The sequence below is a fragment of the Streptomyces melanosporofaciens genome, from assembly GCF_900105695.1.
Lineage (GTDB): Bacteria > Actinomycetota > Actinomycetes > Streptomycetales > Streptomycetaceae > Streptomyces > Streptomyces antimycoticus.
On record NZ_FNST01000002.1, the window covers coordinates 9,816,847 to 9,833,740 of the forward strand.

Genomic DNA, 16,894 nt, shown 5'->3' on the forward strand with positions numbered 1-16,894 from the left:
ATGGTGGAGGGCGTGTAGTAGGGTCCGCCGCCTCATGGGCCCCGTACGCCTCGGCAGCCCCTGTCGGTGCCACGCCGGGCCCGGTCACCGGCCCTCTGTACGGATTCATAGCGGCTTCGGGGACCACCGGGCCACAGACGGACGGGCGCATATTCCACCGTCACATTGCAGGCATGGTCGATGGGTCAGTAGACGGTCGTGCGATGGTCGAGTACGCATGCGCAGGGAGCCGGAACGCGGCGCGGTGCCCGACAGGGGTGCCCACGAGGCTCTCCCGGGGCTGTTTCGCACCCCTGTGCCGCACAGAGTGGCGAGATTTGACGGTACCGATGTGGCGGAAACCGCCCGCGTTTCACCCGGCTTGTCTGCGCTGTCCTGACGGTGCGTTACCGAACGGCGGGTGCGGAGGGGGAGACGGCGGCGCCCGGAGTGGCCGGGGAGGCCGAGGAGCCCGGGGCGTCGTCGACCGGGGCGGGCGGGGACGGTGTGGGCGGTTCGCCCTTGCCTTCGAGCGAGGCCGGCTTCTTCAGGACCACCATCGGCTCCCCGGGCTTGGGCATCACCGGCTTGGTGAAGTCCGGACCCTGGGTCGGAGTCTCGGTGATCTGCGCGGGAAGCCGCTCGTAGTCGACCATCCCGGTGTTCTCCATCTGCGTGATGTGGTCCAGCACCGTGTTGTTGGCCTGGGTGGCGAGCTGACGCACCAGGGTGTTCTTGCTGGTCGCCCGGATCTTGGCGATGGAGCTGAAGATCTGGCCGTGGGTGATGCGCAGGATCTGGGCCATCTGGCTGTCGAAGTCCTTGCCCGTGGCGGCCGTGAGGGTGTCCAGGAAGCCCTGCTGCTGCGGCGTGGGCTTGTTGGGCAGGGTGATGCCGAGTTTGGGTGCGATGTCCCGTGAGGCGTCGTCCAGTTGCGCATGCCCCACGATCAGATGTTCACCGGCTGTCTTGACCGCCGCCGTGGTGCCCTTCTTGAGGGCCAACTCACCGACGGGGTACTCCCACAGACCGGCGAGCCGGACCTTGACCACGAACTCCTTGTCGGCCCCGGTGAGCGGTCCGTACTGCGTCGAGTTCGTCTTCGCCAGGTTGGTCTGGTTCTCCTGCTGCACACCCGTCAGGGCGGGCGACATGATCACGCCGAGGGTGACCACCACGGAACCTATGAGGAGGGAGGTACCTGTCACGAAGTACCGGGATCGCATAGAGCCTCCTGGCGGGGACGCCGGTCGTTGTGCAGAGCAGTGTCTGCCCGTGCTTGCACCGGCGAATACGGACCGCGGAGGGTCTGTGCTCAATGGCGCAGCGGTTGTTTATACGTCTTTGAGCCGCTACTTCGGCCGCGTATGGCCTATCTCACAGCCACCTCCCAACTCATGCGTCACGGCGCCGCTCCCCAGGCGCTCCCGGGTGAGGACGTCCACCAGCCGCTGGAGGGCCGGGTTCGGGCTGTCGGGACTCCGGCAGGCGTGGAGGGTGACGGAGTGGGCGTCGGCGGGGGCCAGTTCGCGGTAACGGACGCCGTGGCCGCGCTCGGGGCGTTCCTGCTCCGCCAGTTCTTCCTGGGCGTTCCCCGCGACTACGAGGAGGCCACCCGCCTGGACGGGGCGAACCGCTGGCAGACCTTCATCCGGGTCATCATCCCGCTCGCCGTCCCGGCCATCGCCACCCTGGCGGTGTTCAAGTTCATCAGCCAGTGGAAGGCATCACCATGAGCGTGCTCGGAGGCCGCTGACACCATGACATTTCTCTGTTCGTACCGGGCCCCGACGGGCTGGCCGACTGGTCGGCGGCGCTCGGCCAGTCGGCGGAGCGGGCCCGGTGTGCCTGTCCGGGCAGTACTCCGACTCCGGCGTCCCGGTCGAGGAACGCCTGGTGGCCGATCTGGCGGCGGCACGCGACGCGGCGGGCGCCGCATGACCGGGCGTCCCGCTCACCGGGGGGAGCGGGAGAACCCCGCGCCCCCGCTCCCCCCGGCCCCTCCTCCCAGGGGCTCCTACGGCAGACCACCCGGCTCAGGGCCCCGGTAACCCGCCCTGGACGAATCGTCGATGCCCACCTCGTAACGGATACCGGAGTGCAGGCTGTTGCCGTCGACCCGGGCGCCGGTCGAGTGGTAGGCGAGGCCGATGGCGTGGTCGGTGGGGCGGCGAACACATTGCCGGTGATGGTGGCGTTCTGTACGTCCTCGAACATCACGGCCTGGGAGGCGCGCAGCGTCTCGCAGTGGTTGCCCCGGATGGTGAAGTCGGCGGTGGTGCCCAGGCCGTCGCCCTCGCCGTCGTTCGGGCCCTCGGCCATCAGGCACATGTTGTCCACCTTCTCGCAGCGGTTGTTCTCGATGCGGACCCGATGGCTGGGCGGGGTGTCGCTGGCGAAGGTCTGCATGCAGTCGGCGTGCCGGCCATGGCTGTTGTCGGTGTCGCGGACGGTGTTGTACGCGATGGTCAGGTCATCGCCGAAGAACCGGATACCGTCGCCGTCCCCGCCCCGCGGGCCGATCACGGTGTTGTTCCGCACGGTGACGCGGTGGCCGGTCAGTTCGATCCCGGGCGCCTCCGGGCGGACGGACCGGAACCCTTCGACGATCACATCGTCGGCCTCGATGGTGATGCCGGCCACGGCGTCACCGCCCCCGGCATAGGTGATCGGGTGCTTCCGGCTTCCACCCTTGGTGATCACCAGCCGCTGCCGGGACAGATCGCCGTCGAAGCAGACCGTGTCCCCCGGCCTCGCCCGGCGCGCCGCCTCCCGCGGGGTGGCCGCGTACAGAGTGCAGGGCACGGCACCCGGCACGGTGGCGGGCGACCCCGTCGGCGCGCCGGCGGCCGAGCCGCCGTCCGCGACCCGCTCCCGGGGCCACGACGGACTCGTCAGGGCGGCCAGGAGGGCGAGGACCGAGACGGCGAGGAAGCCGAGGCCGAGTCTCCATGTGATCCGCATGGCGGGAACCGTAGACCCGGGTCCCGGGGACCGGTCCCGATGCCACCCGCCCCTCGCCGCCCTCCGGTTCACTCCACCGTCACCGTGCGCCTCTAGATTCACACCCACACACGGAAGGGCGTGATCCCCGATGGAGACGCACAGAACGCGGCGAAAGAGACTCGGGCGCCGATCGGCGCTGGTCGGCGGGGGAGTGGCGGTGGCGATCGGCGCACTGCTCGCCCCGCTCGTCGAGGCCCCCGCGGCGAGCGCGGCGCCACAGGCCGACGAGGTACGTCACCCCGTCGACTACGTGGACCCGCTGATCGGCTCGGCGGGCGGCGGCAACACCTACCCCGGCGCCAATCTGCCGTTCGGCATGATCGCCTGGTCCCCGACCAGCACCGCGGGCGACCAGACCAACACCGCGGCGGCCAACGGCTATTCCTACGACACCACCCGGGTCCGGGGCTTCAGCCTCACCCATGTCAACGGCGCGGGCTGCCACCCCGGAGCCGCGGGCGATGTGCCGATCATGCCGTTCGTGGGCGAGGTCGACAGCTCGCCCACCGCCGACACCAAGGACCAGAAGTACGCCGCCGGATTCTCGCACGACCAGGAGAAGGCCGAGCCCGGCCGCTACCGGGTGGGCCTCGACTCGGGTGCCGCCGCCGATCTCGCGGTGAGCGAGCGGGCCGGTGTCGCCGACTTCTCCTTCCCCCGGGACGCCCCGGCCCGTCTGCTGTTCCGCACCTCCAACTCCCTCAACGGCAGCGAGAACGCCCATATCGAGATCGACGCCGAGCGGCGCAAGGTCACCGGCTGGGTGCTGACCGGCGCGTTCTGCGGACGGCGCGCCAACGGCGGTGAGAACAACCGCACGACGTACTACCGCCTCTACTTCAGCGCCTCGTTCGACCGCGCCTTCTCCACCGTGGGCACCTGGGAGAACGACCGGCTCTCGCCCGGCGCCACCACCGCCGACGGTGGCGAGGGCTATCTCACCGGCGCCGACCGGGCCGGGCGTGGCTCCGGCGGATACGTCGGCTTCGACACCACGCGGGACAACGATGTCCGGATGCGGCTCGGCATCTCGTACGTCTCCCTCGCGGGCGCCGAGGCCAACCTCCGCGCCGAGATAGCGCCCCGGGCGAGCGTCGCCGATGTGGCGGCGGCCGGACGAGCCGCCTGGGACCGCCGGCTGCGCGCCATCCGGATCAGCGGCGGCAGCGAGCCGCGCCGCACCGCGTTCTACACCGCCCTCTACCACGCGCTGCAGCAGCCCAACCTGATCAGCGACGCCGACGGCCGGTACCCGGGCATGGACGGCACACCGCACCGCCTCGAGCGCGGGCAGACGGCGCAGTACAGCAACTTCTCCGGCTGGGACCAGTACCGCGCCCAGGTGCAGCTGCTCGCCCTGCTCCAGCCCCGGGTGGCCGGGGACTTCGCCCAGTCGCTGTTCAACTTCGCCCGGCACAACGGCGGGGTGTGGGACCGCTGGGTGCACATCAGCGGCGCCACCCATGTGATGACGGGCGACCCCTCCGCCGCCACGCTCGCCACCTTCTATGCCATGGGGGTACGGAACTTCGACGCCAAGGGCGCCTTCGACTCCCTCTACCGCCAGGCCACCGTCCCCCATCCCGACGGGCTCTCCGACAAGGGCTGCCCGGGACAGTGCGAGGGCCAGCGCCCGAACCTCGCCCAGTACCTGGACTCGGGGTACGCGGCGCAGGACGCCTGCCACTGCTGGGGCGGCGCCGCGGAGACCCTGGAGGACTCCGTCGCCGACGACGCGCTCGCCCGCTGGGCCCGGCTGCTCGGCCGGACCAAGGTGGCCGATGAGCTCGGCGCGCGCGGCGGTTACTGGCGCCATGTGTTCAACCCCGAGGCCACCGGTACGGCGGGCTACATCCAGGCCAGAAACCGGGACGGCTCCTGGGTGACCCCCTTCGACCCGGCGTCCGACCGGGGATTCGCCCAGGGCAGCGCGGCCACCTACACCTGGATGGTGCCGCAGGACGTCCAGGGCCTCGCCGGGGCCATGGGCGGACGCGAGAGCGCGGCGGCCCGGCTGGACGGCTTCTTCCACCAGCCCGACGGCTCCTGGTCGGTCCGCGGTGGCGATCCGCTCCGCTACGACCCCACCAACGAACCGGGCATCCACGCGCCCTGGCTCTACAACGCGCTCGGGCAGCCCTGGAAGACCCAGGAGACGGTGCGCCAGATCGTCGCCACCGTCTACGGAACCGGGCCGAAGGGGCTGCCCGGCAACGACGACCTGGGCACCATGTCCGCGTGGTACGTGTTCGCGGCGCTCGGCATCTATCCCCAGGCCCCGGGGCGTGCCGAGGCCCTGCTCACCGGACCGCTCTTCCCCCGCGCGGTGATCGCCCCGGCGGGGCAGCGGCGCGCCCTGACCATCGGCGCCCCGGACGCGTCGGACAGCCATCTCTATGTGCACGCGGTCCGGGTGAACGGCAGGCCCAACGCCACCTCATGGCTCGACGGCTCGTTCCTGCGCCAGGGCGGTTCGCTCTCCTTCGACCTGGCCGACCGGCCCGACACCACCTGGGCCACCGACCCGGGCGGACTGCCCCGCTGAGGCACTAGGCCGGCGCGTCGGCGAACGTGTCCGCGCGGATATGGGCCATGGGCCGGCCCGCCACCCGGTACCTGCCGTTGGGCACCCGGCCGGACCGGGAGACGTGCACGGTGAGCGGGCCGGCCCACTCATAGCCCTTGTCCTCCGCATGACGCACCAGCTGGTCCGTCAGCTCCTGTCCCACCTGACAGCCACGCCGGGTGAGCTCCTCATGGACCGCGTCGGCCAGCTCGACGTCATAGACGTTGGGCACCACCACCCGGGTCGGTCCGCACACCACGGCGTGGCTGTCGCATTCACGTTTGAGCGCGCCGAGGAGTTCGACGGGCTCGCTGCGGACCACCTTGGCCAGCAGCGATTCCTCCCAGCGCTCTATCGCCCGTTCCCATCGGTTCAGCGTCTGCATGCCCTCCCGCGTTCCCGATACGGATCACCTCATGCCCTCATCGGCGCCGTGCCCGCCCGGTTCGGTGCCGGGGTCGCCGGAGAACGCGGCGAAGCCGTAGGGGTTCACCCGGTCGCGCACCGCCGGCCGCGGGGCCGCCTCCGTCACATAGACCGGGGTCTTATGGCCATTCGCACCGGTGGCTCCGACACCGGTGATGACATTGCACCGCGGGGTGTCGACGATCCAGTCGATGTCCCGGTCGGCCCGGGCCCGTGCGAGCTCGGCCTCCAGCCAGCGCCGCTGGGCGCCGCCGGAATAGCCCCGCACATAGGTGTTCCCGGCGTCCTGAGAGGCCACGTCGTCATTGGCCAGGCTCACGACGCGCACCGAGCCGACGGTGAAGGCGTACCACAGCCCCTGGATCTCGGCGTCGCCGCCGTTGCCGGGCAGCGAGAAGTACGCCTGGCAGGCGGCGAAGCCGATCGGTCCGTTGCCCAGCTCGTTCTCGTGGTTGCCGGCCGCGGGAATCCACGGACTGAACCGCGAGGACCGGCTGGTCATGTCGAACCAGTCCGACCAGGTGCGCCGCCGGTCCTCGGAGAGATTGGCGTAGCACAGATCGCCGTTGATGAGATGGAACAGCGGCGCGACCCGCTCGACGGCGGTGGTCACGTCATTGGCGTGGGCGAGCCCAGGTTGTCGTCGAGATAGGTGAGCTTTTCGGTGATCTTCGGCGGCTTGGGCCCGTTCAACTTGCCCACCGTGGGTGTGCCCTGGTCGCCGAAGCTGGTGAAGGTGAACGGTGCCCGGCCACTGGGCCCGGTGCTGAACGACCCCGCCTCCGGTGTCGCCCCGCCGTGTCCGACATCGCCGCCCTGCTGCTGACCGACCGGGCCCGCGCCGTGCGTGTCGTCGACCGGCTGACGGCGGCAGGGCTGGTGACCCGGGTGCGGGACACCGTGGACCGGCGGGTACGGAGGGTGGAGCTGGCCGACACCGGGCGCCGCCATATCGCGCTGGCGGCCGAGCGGCGGACACGGCTGCTGGGAGAGGCCGTCGCGGACTGGCCGGACGAGGACCTCGCCCGGCTGACGGAGTTCCTGGAGCGGCTCAACGCGTCGGTGGCGCGCCATCTGCCGGTGACCGGCGCGTCCGACGTATGTGACGTGTCCGACGTGTTCGACGGCCGGTGACACGGGGCCGGCGGCGCCCCGGCCCCGTGTCACCGCCGCGGGAGCGGACGTCGGCTAGGCCTTGGACGCCTGGAAGTTCCGGAACAGCAGATAGGTGTCGAGGATGTCCGACGAGGCGCTCTCGACCGAGCGGTAGATGCCCCACTTGGGCCGCTGGTAGTCGTCCTGGTCCGGCATCTTCACGTTGGACATACTGCCCTGGACCGCGACCGGGGCGCCGGACCCGGTGCCGTTGCGCGCCACGAAGGCCGCCTTGCCCTTCGAGCCGATGGTGAGCGTCCACTCGATGGTGATCCACTTGTTGCGCAGCGGCGACAGATTGGTCGAGGCGATGTCCGGTGAGCCGGAGTTGGCGTACGCACGGGCCCGCAGTGTTTCCGTGCTGCCGCTGCGACCCAGGTCCAGGGTGATGTACGGACCGCCGTTGTCCGCCGGGGTCTTGGTCTGGAAGATGTGTGTGAACTTGCTCGTACCGTGCAGCGAGGTGGGCATGAACATCTCGTAGCTGATGGTCCATGTCTCACCGTCGCGCATCTTCAGGGTGGTGCCGTCCTGCACCATGCCCTTGGACTCGGTGCGCTGGCGGTCGCCGCCACCGGTGGTGTCCCGGTCGTCCTTCCAGATGTTGAAGCGGTAGTGGTCACCGCCCTCGACGACCACATAGTCCCGGTCGGGGTGTGCGTTGCCCCGGTCGGCCTCGATGCCCTCGAACGCCTTGAGCCCGGCGCTGGACGGGTTCGGATGCCAGAGCAACTGCGCGGCCGCGGCCCGGGAGGCGGCGGAGGCCGGGGTGGGCCCCGAGGCCAGTTGCCCGAGGGCGATCGGTGTTCCGACGGCGGCCGCGGCCATCGAGCCGAGGACCCGGCGGCGGCTTAACGAGCGGGGAACGAGGGGTTCAGCCATGGTCGTTGACTTCCTTCCTGATCCGGTAAAGGAGCGGCGTGCTCATGGCGCACCACGCACATTGGACCGGACCAAATGGACCGTCAAGGCTCGCGGACGGTTCTTTGCCTCAGAATGGAATTCATATGGATGAACATCGTTGCCCCTTTTTAGATGCTTCGCAGAGCTGCTGGTCTCTGATGATGGTCATTCATTCGCGATTCTGAACGCGTAGACACTGTCTACTCCACTCTGGTAGACAGTGTCTATGGCTGAGCGTGAGCAGGACTCGGGTCTCCGGTCCCGATTGGTGGACGTCGGAGTGGGGCTGGTGGAGGCGGAGGGGGCGCAGGCCCTTTCGCTGCGGGAGATCGCCCGTCAGGCCGGGGTGTCCCATGGGGCGCCGCGGCGCTACTTCCCGACGCATCTGGCCCTGCTGTCCGCCATCGCGCGACGCGGCTTCGAGAGCCTGGCCGACCAGGCCGGTGCGGCCATCGCCGCTCATGAGGGCGATCCACGCGGGCAGTTGACGGCTCTGGCGCGGAGCTGTCTCGACTTCGCGCTGACCAACCGCGGCATGTTCGAGCTGATGTTCCGCCACGATCTCCTGGAAAGCGACCAGCTCGGCCTGCGGGAGACGAGCCTGCCGCTCTTCGCCACTCTCGTCGACCTGGTGGCCGGAGTGCGGCCGGAATCCGGCGCCGAGCCACGGATCGTCGCGGGCGCGCTGTGGGCGAATCTGCACGGCATCGCCCAACTGTGGGGCTGGGGCAGCCTTCAGCTCGCGGTGGGAGTGGATGACGTCGAGCCGCTGCTGCGGGCCGCGCTCGACGCACACCTCGGCCCGGAGGCCCGATGAGTGCCCCGCGCACACGACGCCTCACCCTCGCCGGCAGTGTCACCGGGGCCGTGATCGTCGCTCTCGACGGCACCGTGCTGACCGTCGCCCAGCCCCGGCTGCAGCGGGATCTGCATGCCACGTTCGCCCAGGTCCAGTGGACCAGTACCGGATATCTGATCGCCGTGGCGAGTCTGCTGGTGTTCGCGGGCCGCCTCGGCGACCGCTACGGCCATCGGCGTGTCTTCGCCATCGGGATGCTGGGCTTCGGCGCCGCCTCGGCGGGCATCGGGCTCGCGGGCGGCATCGGCTGGGTGATCGGGCTGCGGGTCGCCCAGGGGGTCTTCGGGGCGCTGCTCCAACCCGCCACCCTCGGCATGCTGCGCGCCGCGTATCCGCCCGACCGGCTCGGCAGGCCCCTCGCGGTGCGCACCGGCGCCATTGGGCTGGCGGCCGCGGCGGGTCCGCTGGTCGGCGGGGCGCTGACCACCCATCTGGGGTGGCGGGCGGTGTTCTTCCTCAATGTCGCGCCCGCCCTGGCCATGGGCCTGACGGCACTCACCGTCCGGGCCCCGATGGCGCCCCGCGAGACCGCCCGGCCGCGGCTCGATCTGCCCGGTGCCGCGCTGCTCGCGGTGGCGCTGGCCGGGCTGGTGCACACGCTCGTCGGCGTCCCCGGAACCGGCTGGACGGCGGCGACCGCGCTCGGGCCGGCGGCCGCCGTGGTGGCCGGAGGCGTCTTCGTATGGCATGAGCGCCGTACGGAACATCCGCTGGTGCCGCCGGGTCTGCTGCGGTCGGCCACCGCAGGCCCGGCGCTCGGCGTGCTGGTGTCCGCGTCGGCCGCACTGTTCGGGGCGCTCTTCCTCGGCACCTACTATCTGCAGGACGTGCTCGCGCTGGATCCGCTCGCCAGCGGGCTCAGGGCGCTCCCGCTGGCGGTGATGATGGTGCTGGGCGCGCCGGTGGCGGCGCTGCTGATGCGCCGTCAGGGACCTCGCCGGACGACGGTCGCGGGGATGGTTCTGGTGGCGGCCGGTGTGCTGCTGATGTCCCGTCTCGGCCGGGACTCGGGCGCCGGGGCGATCGGAGGGTGTTTCCTCGTGCTGGGCGCGGGTTTCGCCACCGTGATGGTCACCGCGACCACCGTCGTGGTGCGCGACGCGTCCGTGGACGCCGCCGGGGTGGCGGGCGGGCTCCAGCAGACCGCCATGAACATCGGCCCCGCACTGGGCGTCGCGGCCGCGACCACGCTGATGAGCGTGGCCGGGCCGGGCGGCGCCACCGGACGGCCGCCCGGCGACGGGCCGGGCTGGGCGGCCGACGTCTTCCTCTCGGCGATGGGGCCGGCGCTGACGGTCCTCGCGGCCGTGGCCGCGGCCGGTGCGCTGCCGGCCGCCAGGCTGCCGGGCCGTGCGGCGGCGCGGCCACCCGGGGGTCAGCCGGTGGAAGAGCTCCCGGACGGGCCCCCGAGGTCGGAGATCGCGTCGAGCGCCTGACCCCACTGCGGGTACATCGCCACCTTCTTCAGATGCATCCCCATGACCTGTTCGCCGAGCGCCGGGTCCATGTCGTCCGACAGCTGGAACGCCGAGAGCTTCGCGAGATGCGGAAGGATCTCGTCGTCGCCCGCGATATGCAACGGGTCGTGGAGATACCGGTCCAGTGCCGCCAGATCGGCCACCGCCGCGCAGTAGGCATGGGTGAAGCCCTCGGCCGAGTCGCCGAGGAACTGGCCGGCGGTGGAGAACGCGACCGACTCCAGCGCGCCCGTGCGGCGCATCGCCGCCAGCACCCTGGCCTTGTCCTCCTCGGTCGTGCCGTCCTTGAAGCTGAACCGCAACACATTGAGCAGCATGGGGTGTTCCCCTCGTAGATGAACTGGCCGGTTCAAATTAATGTCCCGTTGCGTCAATGGGCAAGGGAGTTGGGAAATCTGAACCGACGAGTTCAGTGCGGCCTGTTGTGGGATACGATGCGCCGATGACGGCAGTGACAGCCTCGTCCGGGCGGAAGGTCTCGCGAGGACGTATCGACAAGCGGCAGGCGATCCTCGACGCCGCCTTCACCGTCTTCGCCCGCCGGGGCTACGGACAGGCGTGTGTCCAGGACATCGCGGATGAGGCGGGTGTCGCCAAGCCCACGGTGTACAACCACCTCACCGACAAGGAGACCCTGTTCCGCCACGCCATGGAGGCCGCGGCCGACGCCGTGATGGCGGAGAACCTCGCGGTCGTCGAGCGGTTGCGCGAGCCCGGGGACGATCTGCGCGCCGCCCTGGAGGACATGGCGTACCGGATGCTCCAGGTGTGCTGCGGTGAGCGGTCCCGTGCCCTGCGGCGGCTCACCTACGCCCAGGCGGCCGACTTCCCCGATCTGATCGAGATCGTCCAGGGACGTACGGCCATCCGGCTCGGTGAGGCGCTGGCGGACCGGCTCGCCCGGCTGTCGCTGGCCGGGCGGCTGCGGCCGGGCGATCCGGCGCAGGCGGCGGAGCAGTTGCTCGCGCTGCTCACCGGCCCCATGGAGGCGCGGTCCCGGCTGGGCACCCGCAAGGTCTCCGCCGCCGAGACGCGCACGGTCGCCCGGTCCGCCGTGGACACTTTTTTGCGGGCATACGAAGCCGCCGCCACCGAGCACCCCTGACCCGAGGGCCGGGGGACCGGTGGCGGCGGCTCGTCGGCGCTGCGGCTCAGCCGAGGGCGACCAGCAGATCGCCGCCTTCCACCTGCTGGATCGCGCTGATGGCGATGCGCGACACGGTCCCGCCCTTCGGGGCCGCGATGGTGGCCTCCATCTTCATCGCCTCGATCGTCGCCACGGTGGCACCGGCCTCCACCTGATCGCCCTCGGCCACCGCCAGTGTCACCACACCCGCGAAGGGCGCCGCCACATGGCCGGGGTTGCTCCGGTCGGCCTTCTCGGTGGCCGGTACGTCGGAGGCCGCCGAGTTGTCCCGCACCTGGACCGGGCGCAACTGCCCGTTCAGCGAGGCCATCACCGTGCGCATACCGCGCTCGTCGGCGTCGCCGATGGCCTCCAGCTCGATCAGCAGCCGGACCCCGGGCTCGAGGTCCACCGTGTACTCATGCCGCGGGCGCAGCCCGTAGAAGAAGTCCTTGCTGTCCAGCACGCTGGTGTCGCCGTGGGCCTGTCGATGCGCCTCGAACTCCTTGGTCGGGCCGGGGAACAGCAGCCGGTTCAGCGTCGCCCGCGGATCCTTCTCCAGCTGCTCCCGGTCCTCCGTGGACAGCTCCGCGGCCGTCGGCTTGGCGGCGGCGCGGCCCTCCAGCGCCTTGCTGCGGAACGGCTCGGGCCAGCCGCCCGGCGGATTGCCCAGCTCGCCGCGGAGGAACCCGATGACCGAGTCCGGGATGTCGTACCGGCCCGGATCCGCTTCGAAGTCCTCCGGCGATACCCCCGCCCCCACCAGATGCAGCGCGAGATCGCCGACCACCTTCGACGACGGGGTGACCTTCACCAGATGGCCCAGCATCCGGTCCGCGGCGGTGTACATCGCCTCGATGTCCTCGAAGCGGTCGCCGAGGCCGAGCGCGATGGCCTGGGTGCGCAGATTGGACAGCTGACCACCGGGGATCTCATGGTGGTACACCCGCCCGGTCGGCGAGGCGAGGCCCGCCTCGAACGGTGCGTAGATCTTGCGCACGGCCTCCCAATACGGCTCCAGGCCGCCGATCGCCTCGAGGTCGAGCCCGGTCGGCCGGTCGGAGTGGTCGGTGGCGGCCACGATCGCCGACAGCGACGGCTGGGAGGTGGTGCCCGCCATGGAGGCCACCGCGCCGTCCACCGCGTCCGCGCCGGCCTGGATCGCCGCGAGATAGGTGGCGAGCTGACCGCCGGCGGTGTCATGGGTGTGGATGTGCACCGGCAGGTCGAACTCCCTGCGCAGCGCGGAGACCAGCGTGGCCGCGGCCGGGGCGCGCAGCAGCCCCGCCATGTCCTTGATGGCCAGCACATGCGCGCCCGCGTCCACGATCTGCTCGGCGAGCCGCAGATAGTAGTCGAGGGTGTAGAGCCGCTCCGAGGGATCGGACAGATCGGAGGTGTAGCAGAGCGCCACCTCGGCGATGGCCGAGCCCGTCTCCCGTACCGCGTCGATCGCGGGCCGCATCTGCCCGATGTCGTTCAGCGCGTCGAAGATCCGGAAGATGTCGATCCCGGTGGCCGTGGCCTCCTGTACGAAGGCGGTGGTCACCTCGGTGGAATACGGCGTGTAGCCCACGGTGTTACGGCCGCGCAGCAGCATCTGCAGACAGATGTTGGGCACCGCCTCGCGCAGCTTGGCCAGCCGCTCCCACGGGTCCTCGGCGAGGAAGCGCAGCGCCACGTCGTAGGTGGCCCCGCCCCAGCACTCCAGCGACAGCAGCTGCGGCACGCTCCGCGCCACCACCGGGGCCACGGCCAGCAGGTCCCTGGTGCGGACCCGGGTGGCCAGCAGCGACTGATGCGCGTCCCGGAAGGTCGTGTCGGTGACACCGATCGTGGGCGACTCGCGCAGCCACCGCGCGAAACCCTCCGGGCCCAGCTCGGTGAGCCGCTGCTTGGAGCCGGCGGGCGGCTCGGTGTCCGGCACCGGGGCAGCTTGGTGGTCGCGTTGATCAGATGGGGCCGCTCGCCGTGCGGCTTGTTCACCGTGACATCGGCGAGATAGGTGAGCAGCTTGGTACCGCGGTCGGCGGAGTGACGCGCGGTCAGCAGATGCGGCCGCTGCTCGATGAACGACGTGGTGACCTGCCCGGCCCGGAAGTCCGGATCGTCCAGCACCGCCTGGAGGAAGGGGATGTTCGTGGATACGCCGCGGATGCGGAACTCGGCCACCGCACGCCGGGCGCGGCCGACCGCGGTCGCGAAGTCCCGCCCCCGGCAGGTCAGCTTGACCAGCATCGAGTCGAAGTGGGCGCTGATCTCCGCACCGGAGTGGGTGGTGCCACCGTCCAGCCGGATGCCCGAGCCGCCCGGTGAGCGATACGCGCTGATCATCCCGGTGTCCGGGCGGAAGCCGTTGGCCGGGTCCTCGGTGGTGATCCGGCACTGCAGCGCCGCACCTCGCACATACACGGTGTCCTGGGCGAGGCCGAGGTCGGCCAGCGTCTGGCCGGCGGCGATCCGCAGCTGCGACTGGACCAGATCGACATCGGTGATCTCCTCGGTCACCGTGTGCTCGACCTGGATCCGCGGATTCATCTCGATGAATACATGGCGGCCCTCACGGTCGAGCAGGAACTCCACCGTGCCCGCATTGCGATAGCCGATCTGCCGGGCGAACTTCACCGCGTCCTGGCAGATCCGCGCCCGCAGCTCGGGATCGAGGTTGGGCGCCGGCGCCAGTTCGATCACCTTCTGGTGGCGCCGCTGCACCGAGCAGTCGCGCTCGAACAGATGGATGACATCGCCCTGCCCGTCGGCGAGGATCTGCACCTCGATATGGCGGGGCTCCACCACCGCCTTCTCCAGGAAGACCGTGGCATCGCCGAAGGCGGACTCGGCCTCCCGCGCCGCCGCCTCGATGGACTCACGCAGCGTCTCCCGGTTCTCGACCCTGCGCATCCCGCGCCCGCCACCACCGGCGACGGCCTTGACGAACACCGGGAAGCCGAGCTCGTCCGCGGCCCGGACCAGCTCGTCCACATCGGTCGACGGCTCGGAGGAGCCGAGCACCGGCACCCCGGCCGCGCGGGCGGCGGCCACCGCGCGCGCCTTGTTCCCGGTGAGCTCCAGGATCTGCGCGCTGGGCCCCACGAACGTGATCCCCGCCTCCTCGCACGCGCGTGCGAGATCGGGGTTCTCGGACAGAAAGCCATATCCGGGATACACGGCGTCCGCGCCCGCACTGCGCGCCGCGCGGACGATCTCCTCGACGGAGAGATAGGCCCGCACCGGATGGCCCGGCTCGCCGATCTCATACGCCTCATCGGCCTTGAGCCGATGCAGCGAGTTGCGGTCCTCATGCGGGAACACGGCTACGGTTCTCGCGCCCAGCTCATAGCCGGCGCGGAAGGCGCGAATGGCGATCTCTCCACGATTGGCGACCAGCACCTTGCGGAACATGCCCGATCCCTTCTACCTGCCCGGTACCTACAACACACGCTTGTCGGCGAACACTACTGCCGCGTACCACGCAGGACGCCCGGGGTGTGATCGAGTTCTCGTGGATGGCGTACGGGATGGCACCCGGTCCGCGTCATCCATGGTCGCAGTGGATACGGAGAGTGGCCCTGCGACCGCGCTGGGTGGCGCCGTACGTGGACCCGGAGCGCCGTTCCGGACGCTGGGATCGAGGAGCTCGGGTGCGACAGTAATTGATAAATAACGAGAAGTCGCGCAAGCCCTCCGGTGCCGAAAAGACCGGCGAAAAAGACTGACGAAAAGGACCTTGCGCCACACCATGGCGACCTCCGGCGATTCCACCCATCATGCCGCCATGACAGCAAATCTGACGCGTCGTCACATTCTCGGTCTGGCCGCCCTGCAGAGCGCGGCGGCCCTCGGACTCACCCGCATCGGCCTCGCCCCGGCGGCCGCCGCCGAGCGCGCCGACCACTTCCCCGCCGTCGTCGTCGGCTCGGGCTACGGCGCGGCCGTGGCCGCGCTCCGGCTCGGCGAGGCGGGCATCAGAACCCTCGTCGTGGAGATGGGGCGGTTATGGGACACCCCGGGTTCCGACGGCCGGGTCCACTGTTCGATGACCGCCCCCGATCAGCGCTCCATGTGGTTCAAGAGCAGAACCGAGGCGCCCCTGTCCACCTTTCTGTGGCTGGACGTCATCAACAAGGACATCACCCCCTACCCCGGCGTCCTGGACCGCGTCCGCTTCCCCGGCATGTCCGTCTACGTGGGGCGCGGGGTCGGCGGCGGTTCGCTGGTCAACGGCGGTATCGCGGTCACCCCGTCGCGCGCGTACTTCCAGCAGATGCTGCCGCAGGTGGCCGCGGACCCGATGTACGACACCTACTTCCCGCTGGCCAACCGCATGCTCGGCGCCACCACCGTGCCCTCCGCGTGGTTCGAGGCCACGGAGTGGTACACCTACGCCCGCGTCGCCCGCGCCCAGGCCGCCAGGGCGGGCCTGAAGACCGTCCTCATGCCCAATGTCTACGACTTCGGCTACATGCGGCGCGAGGCCGACGGAACGGCGACCAAGTCCGCGCTCGCCCAGGAGGTCATCTACGGCAACAACTTCGGCAAGCGCAGCCTCGACAAGACCTATCTCGCGTCCGCGCTCGGCACCGGCCAGGTCACCCTGCACACCCTCAGCCGCGTCAGGTCCCTGCGCCGGGCACCCGACGGCGGCTATGTCCTCACCGTGGAGCGCATCGACACCACCGGCACCGTCGTCTCCACCGACGAGATCACCTGCGGTTCGCTGTTCCTCGGTGCGGGCAGCCTCGGCACCACCGAACTCCTGCTGCGCGCCCGCGAGACCGGCGCCCTGCCCGAGCTGAGCGAGGAGGTCGGCCGGGGCTGGGGCGGCAACGGCAATGTCATGCTCGGCCGCGCCAACCATGTGTGGCACCCGACCGGCGCCCAGCAGTCCACCATCCCGGTGCTGGCGATCGACGACTGGTCCGACACCGCCAACCCGGTCTTCGCCGAGATCGCCCCGCTGCCCGCCGGCCTCGAGACCTGGGTCAGCCTCTACCTCGCCATCACCCGGAACCCCGAGCGCGCCACCTTCACCTATGACGCGGCCAAGGACACCACCGTGCTCGACTGGACCCGCGCCCAGAGCGCGCCCTCCGTCGCCGCGGCCAAGGCCCTCTTCGACCGCGTCAACTCCGCCAACGCCACCATCTACCGCTATGACCTCTTCGGCGACACCCGGGCCTTCGCCGACGACTTCTGCTACCACCCGCTGGGCGGCTGTGTCCTGGGCCGGGCCACCGACGCGTACGGCCGGGTGACCGGCTACGACGGGCTCTATGTGACCGACGGATCCCTCATCCCGGGCTCCATCGGCGTCAACCCGTTCGTCACCATCACCGCTCTGGCCGAGCGCACCATGGCCCGGGTGCTGGCCGAGGACCGCGTCGGCGGCCGGTGAC

The 16,894-nt window shown here is 70.6% G+C and carries 13 protein-coding genes and 1 pseudogene; 7 read left to right on the top strand and 7 right to left on the bottom strand.

Going from position 1 to position 16,894, the window contains the following annotated elements; all coding sequences use genetic code 11:
* Nucleotides 1–386: 386 nt before the first annotated feature.
* Nucleotides 387–1,205, bottom strand: coding sequence for a DUF4142 domain-containing protein (locus tag BLV72_RS44280; RefSeq protein ID WP_093469568.1), 819 nt, complete (start codon nt 1,203–1,205; stop codon nt 387–389).
* Between the two features lie 141 nt (nt 1,206–1,346).
* Between BLV72_RS44280 and BLV72_RS50820 the strand changes: the two genes are divergently transcribed.
* A complete protein-coding gene (locus tag BLV72_RS50820) occupies nt 1,347–1,715 on the top strand; it encodes an ABC transporter permease subunit (protein ID WP_244321314.1) in 369 nt (122 codons plus the stop codon).
* Here BLV72_RS50820 and BLV72_RS44300 read toward each other — a convergent pair.
* Nucleotides 1,690–2,943 carry a right-handed parallel beta-helix repeat-containing protein gene (locus tag BLV72_RS44300; RefSeq protein ID WP_244321315.1) on the bottom strand — a complete coding sequence of 418 codons (1,254 nt, stop codon included), beginning with the start codon at nt 2,941–2,943 and terminating at the stop codon, nt 1,690–1,692. The two genes, BLV72_RS50820 and BLV72_RS44300, sit on opposite strands and share 26 nt — an antisense overlap.
* 130 nt (nt 2,944–3,073) lie before the next feature.
* Here BLV72_RS44300 and BLV72_RS44305 point away from each other — a divergent pair, with 130 nt between their 5' ends.
* On the top strand, nt 3,074–5,530 hold the full coding sequence (locus BLV72_RS44305) for a GH92 family glycosyl hydrolase (RefSeq protein WP_093469569.1): 2,457 nt from the start codon (nt 3,074–3,076) through the stop codon (nt 5,528–5,530).
* A gap of 4 nt (nt 5,531–5,534) precedes the next feature.
* Here BLV72_RS44305 and BLV72_RS44310 read toward each other — a convergent pair whose 3' ends face one another.
* Both BLV72_RS44310 and BLV72_RS44315 read right to left on the bottom strand, forming a co-directional pair.
* Nucleotides 5,535–5,936 carry a DUF3662 domain-containing protein gene (locus BLV72_RS44310; protein ID WP_059148329.1) on the bottom strand — a complete coding sequence of 134 codons (402 nt, stop codon included), beginning with the start codon at nt 5,934–5,936 and terminating at the stop codon, nt 5,535–5,537.
* 24 nt (nt 5,937–5,960) lie between these two features.
* Nucleotides 5,961–6,590 carry a metallophosphoesterase family protein gene (locus tag BLV72_RS44315; RefSeq protein ID WP_093469571.1) on the bottom strand — a complete coding sequence of 210 codons (630 nt, stop codon included), beginning with the start codon at nt 6,588–6,590 and terminating at the stop codon, nt 5,961–5,963.
* A gap of 185 nt (nt 6,591–6,775) precedes the next feature.
* Here BLV72_RS44315 and BLV72_RS44320 point away from each other — a divergent pair, with 185 nt between their 5' ends.
* The gene (locus tag BLV72_RS44320) at nt 6,776–7,111 is read left to right on the top strand and encodes a MarR family transcriptional regulator (RefSeq protein ID WP_167746532.1); all 336 of its coding nucleotides are present in this window, start codon (nt 6,776–6,778) and stop codon (nt 7,109–7,111) included.
* 54 nt (nt 7,112–7,165) lie between these two features.
* On the opposite strand, the gene BLV72_RS44325 is transcribed toward BLV72_RS44320, so the two are convergent.
* Nucleotides 7,166–8,014 (bottom strand): hypothetical protein, encoded by an 849-nt coding sequence (locus BLV72_RS44325; RefSeq protein ID WP_093469574.1) that lies wholly within the window; start codon nt 8,012–8,014, stop codon nt 7,166–7,168.
* Nucleotides 8,015–8,261: 247 nt separating this feature from the next.
* On the opposite strand from BLV72_RS44325, the gene BLV72_RS44330 reads away from it, so the two are divergent.
* Both BLV72_RS44330 and BLV72_RS44335 read left to right on the top strand, forming a co-directional pair.
* The gene (locus BLV72_RS44330) at nt 8,262–8,852 is read left to right on the top strand and encodes a TetR/AcrR family transcriptional regulator (RefSeq protein WP_093469575.1); all 591 of its coding nucleotides are present in this window, start codon (nt 8,262–8,264) and stop codon (nt 8,850–8,852) included.
* Nucleotides 8,849–10,330: an MFS transporter gene (locus BLV72_RS44335; RefSeq protein ID WP_093469577.1), complete on the top strand. Its 1,482-nt coding sequence runs from the start codon at nt 8,849–8,851 to the stop codon at nt 10,328–10,330. The genes BLV72_RS44330 and BLV72_RS44335 overlap by 4 nt, the downstream gene beginning before the upstream one ends.
* Here BLV72_RS44335 and BLV72_RS44340 read toward each other — a convergent pair.
* Nucleotides 10,270–10,689 (bottom strand): Dabb family protein, encoded by a 420-nt coding sequence (locus BLV72_RS44340; RefSeq protein ID WP_093469578.1) that lies wholly within the window; start codon nt 10,687–10,689, stop codon nt 10,270–10,272. The two genes, BLV72_RS44335 and BLV72_RS44340, sit on opposite strands and share 61 nt — an antisense overlap.
* A 125-nt stretch (nt 10,690–10,814) precedes the next feature.
* On the opposite strand from BLV72_RS44340, the gene BLV72_RS44345 reads away from it, so the two are divergent.
* Entirely contained in the window at nt 10,815–11,477 is a 663-nt protein-coding gene (locus tag BLV72_RS44345; protein WP_093469580.1) for a TetR/AcrR family transcriptional regulator, read from the top strand.
* 46 nt (nt 11,478–11,523) lie between these two features.
* Here the strand turns inward: BLV72_RS44345 and BLV72_RS44350 are convergent.
* A pseudogene (locus tag BLV72_RS44350) lies at nt 11,524–14,900 on the bottom strand (pyruvate carboxylase).
* Between the two features lie 373 nt (nt 14,901–15,273).
* Between BLV72_RS44350 and BLV72_RS44355 the strand changes: the two are divergent.
* A complete protein-coding gene (locus tag BLV72_RS44355; RefSeq protein WP_093470893.1) occupies nt 15,274–16,893 on the top strand; it encodes a GMC oxidoreductase in 1,620 nt (539 codons plus the stop codon).
* The last annotated feature ends 1 nt before the right edge of the window (nt 16,894 follow it).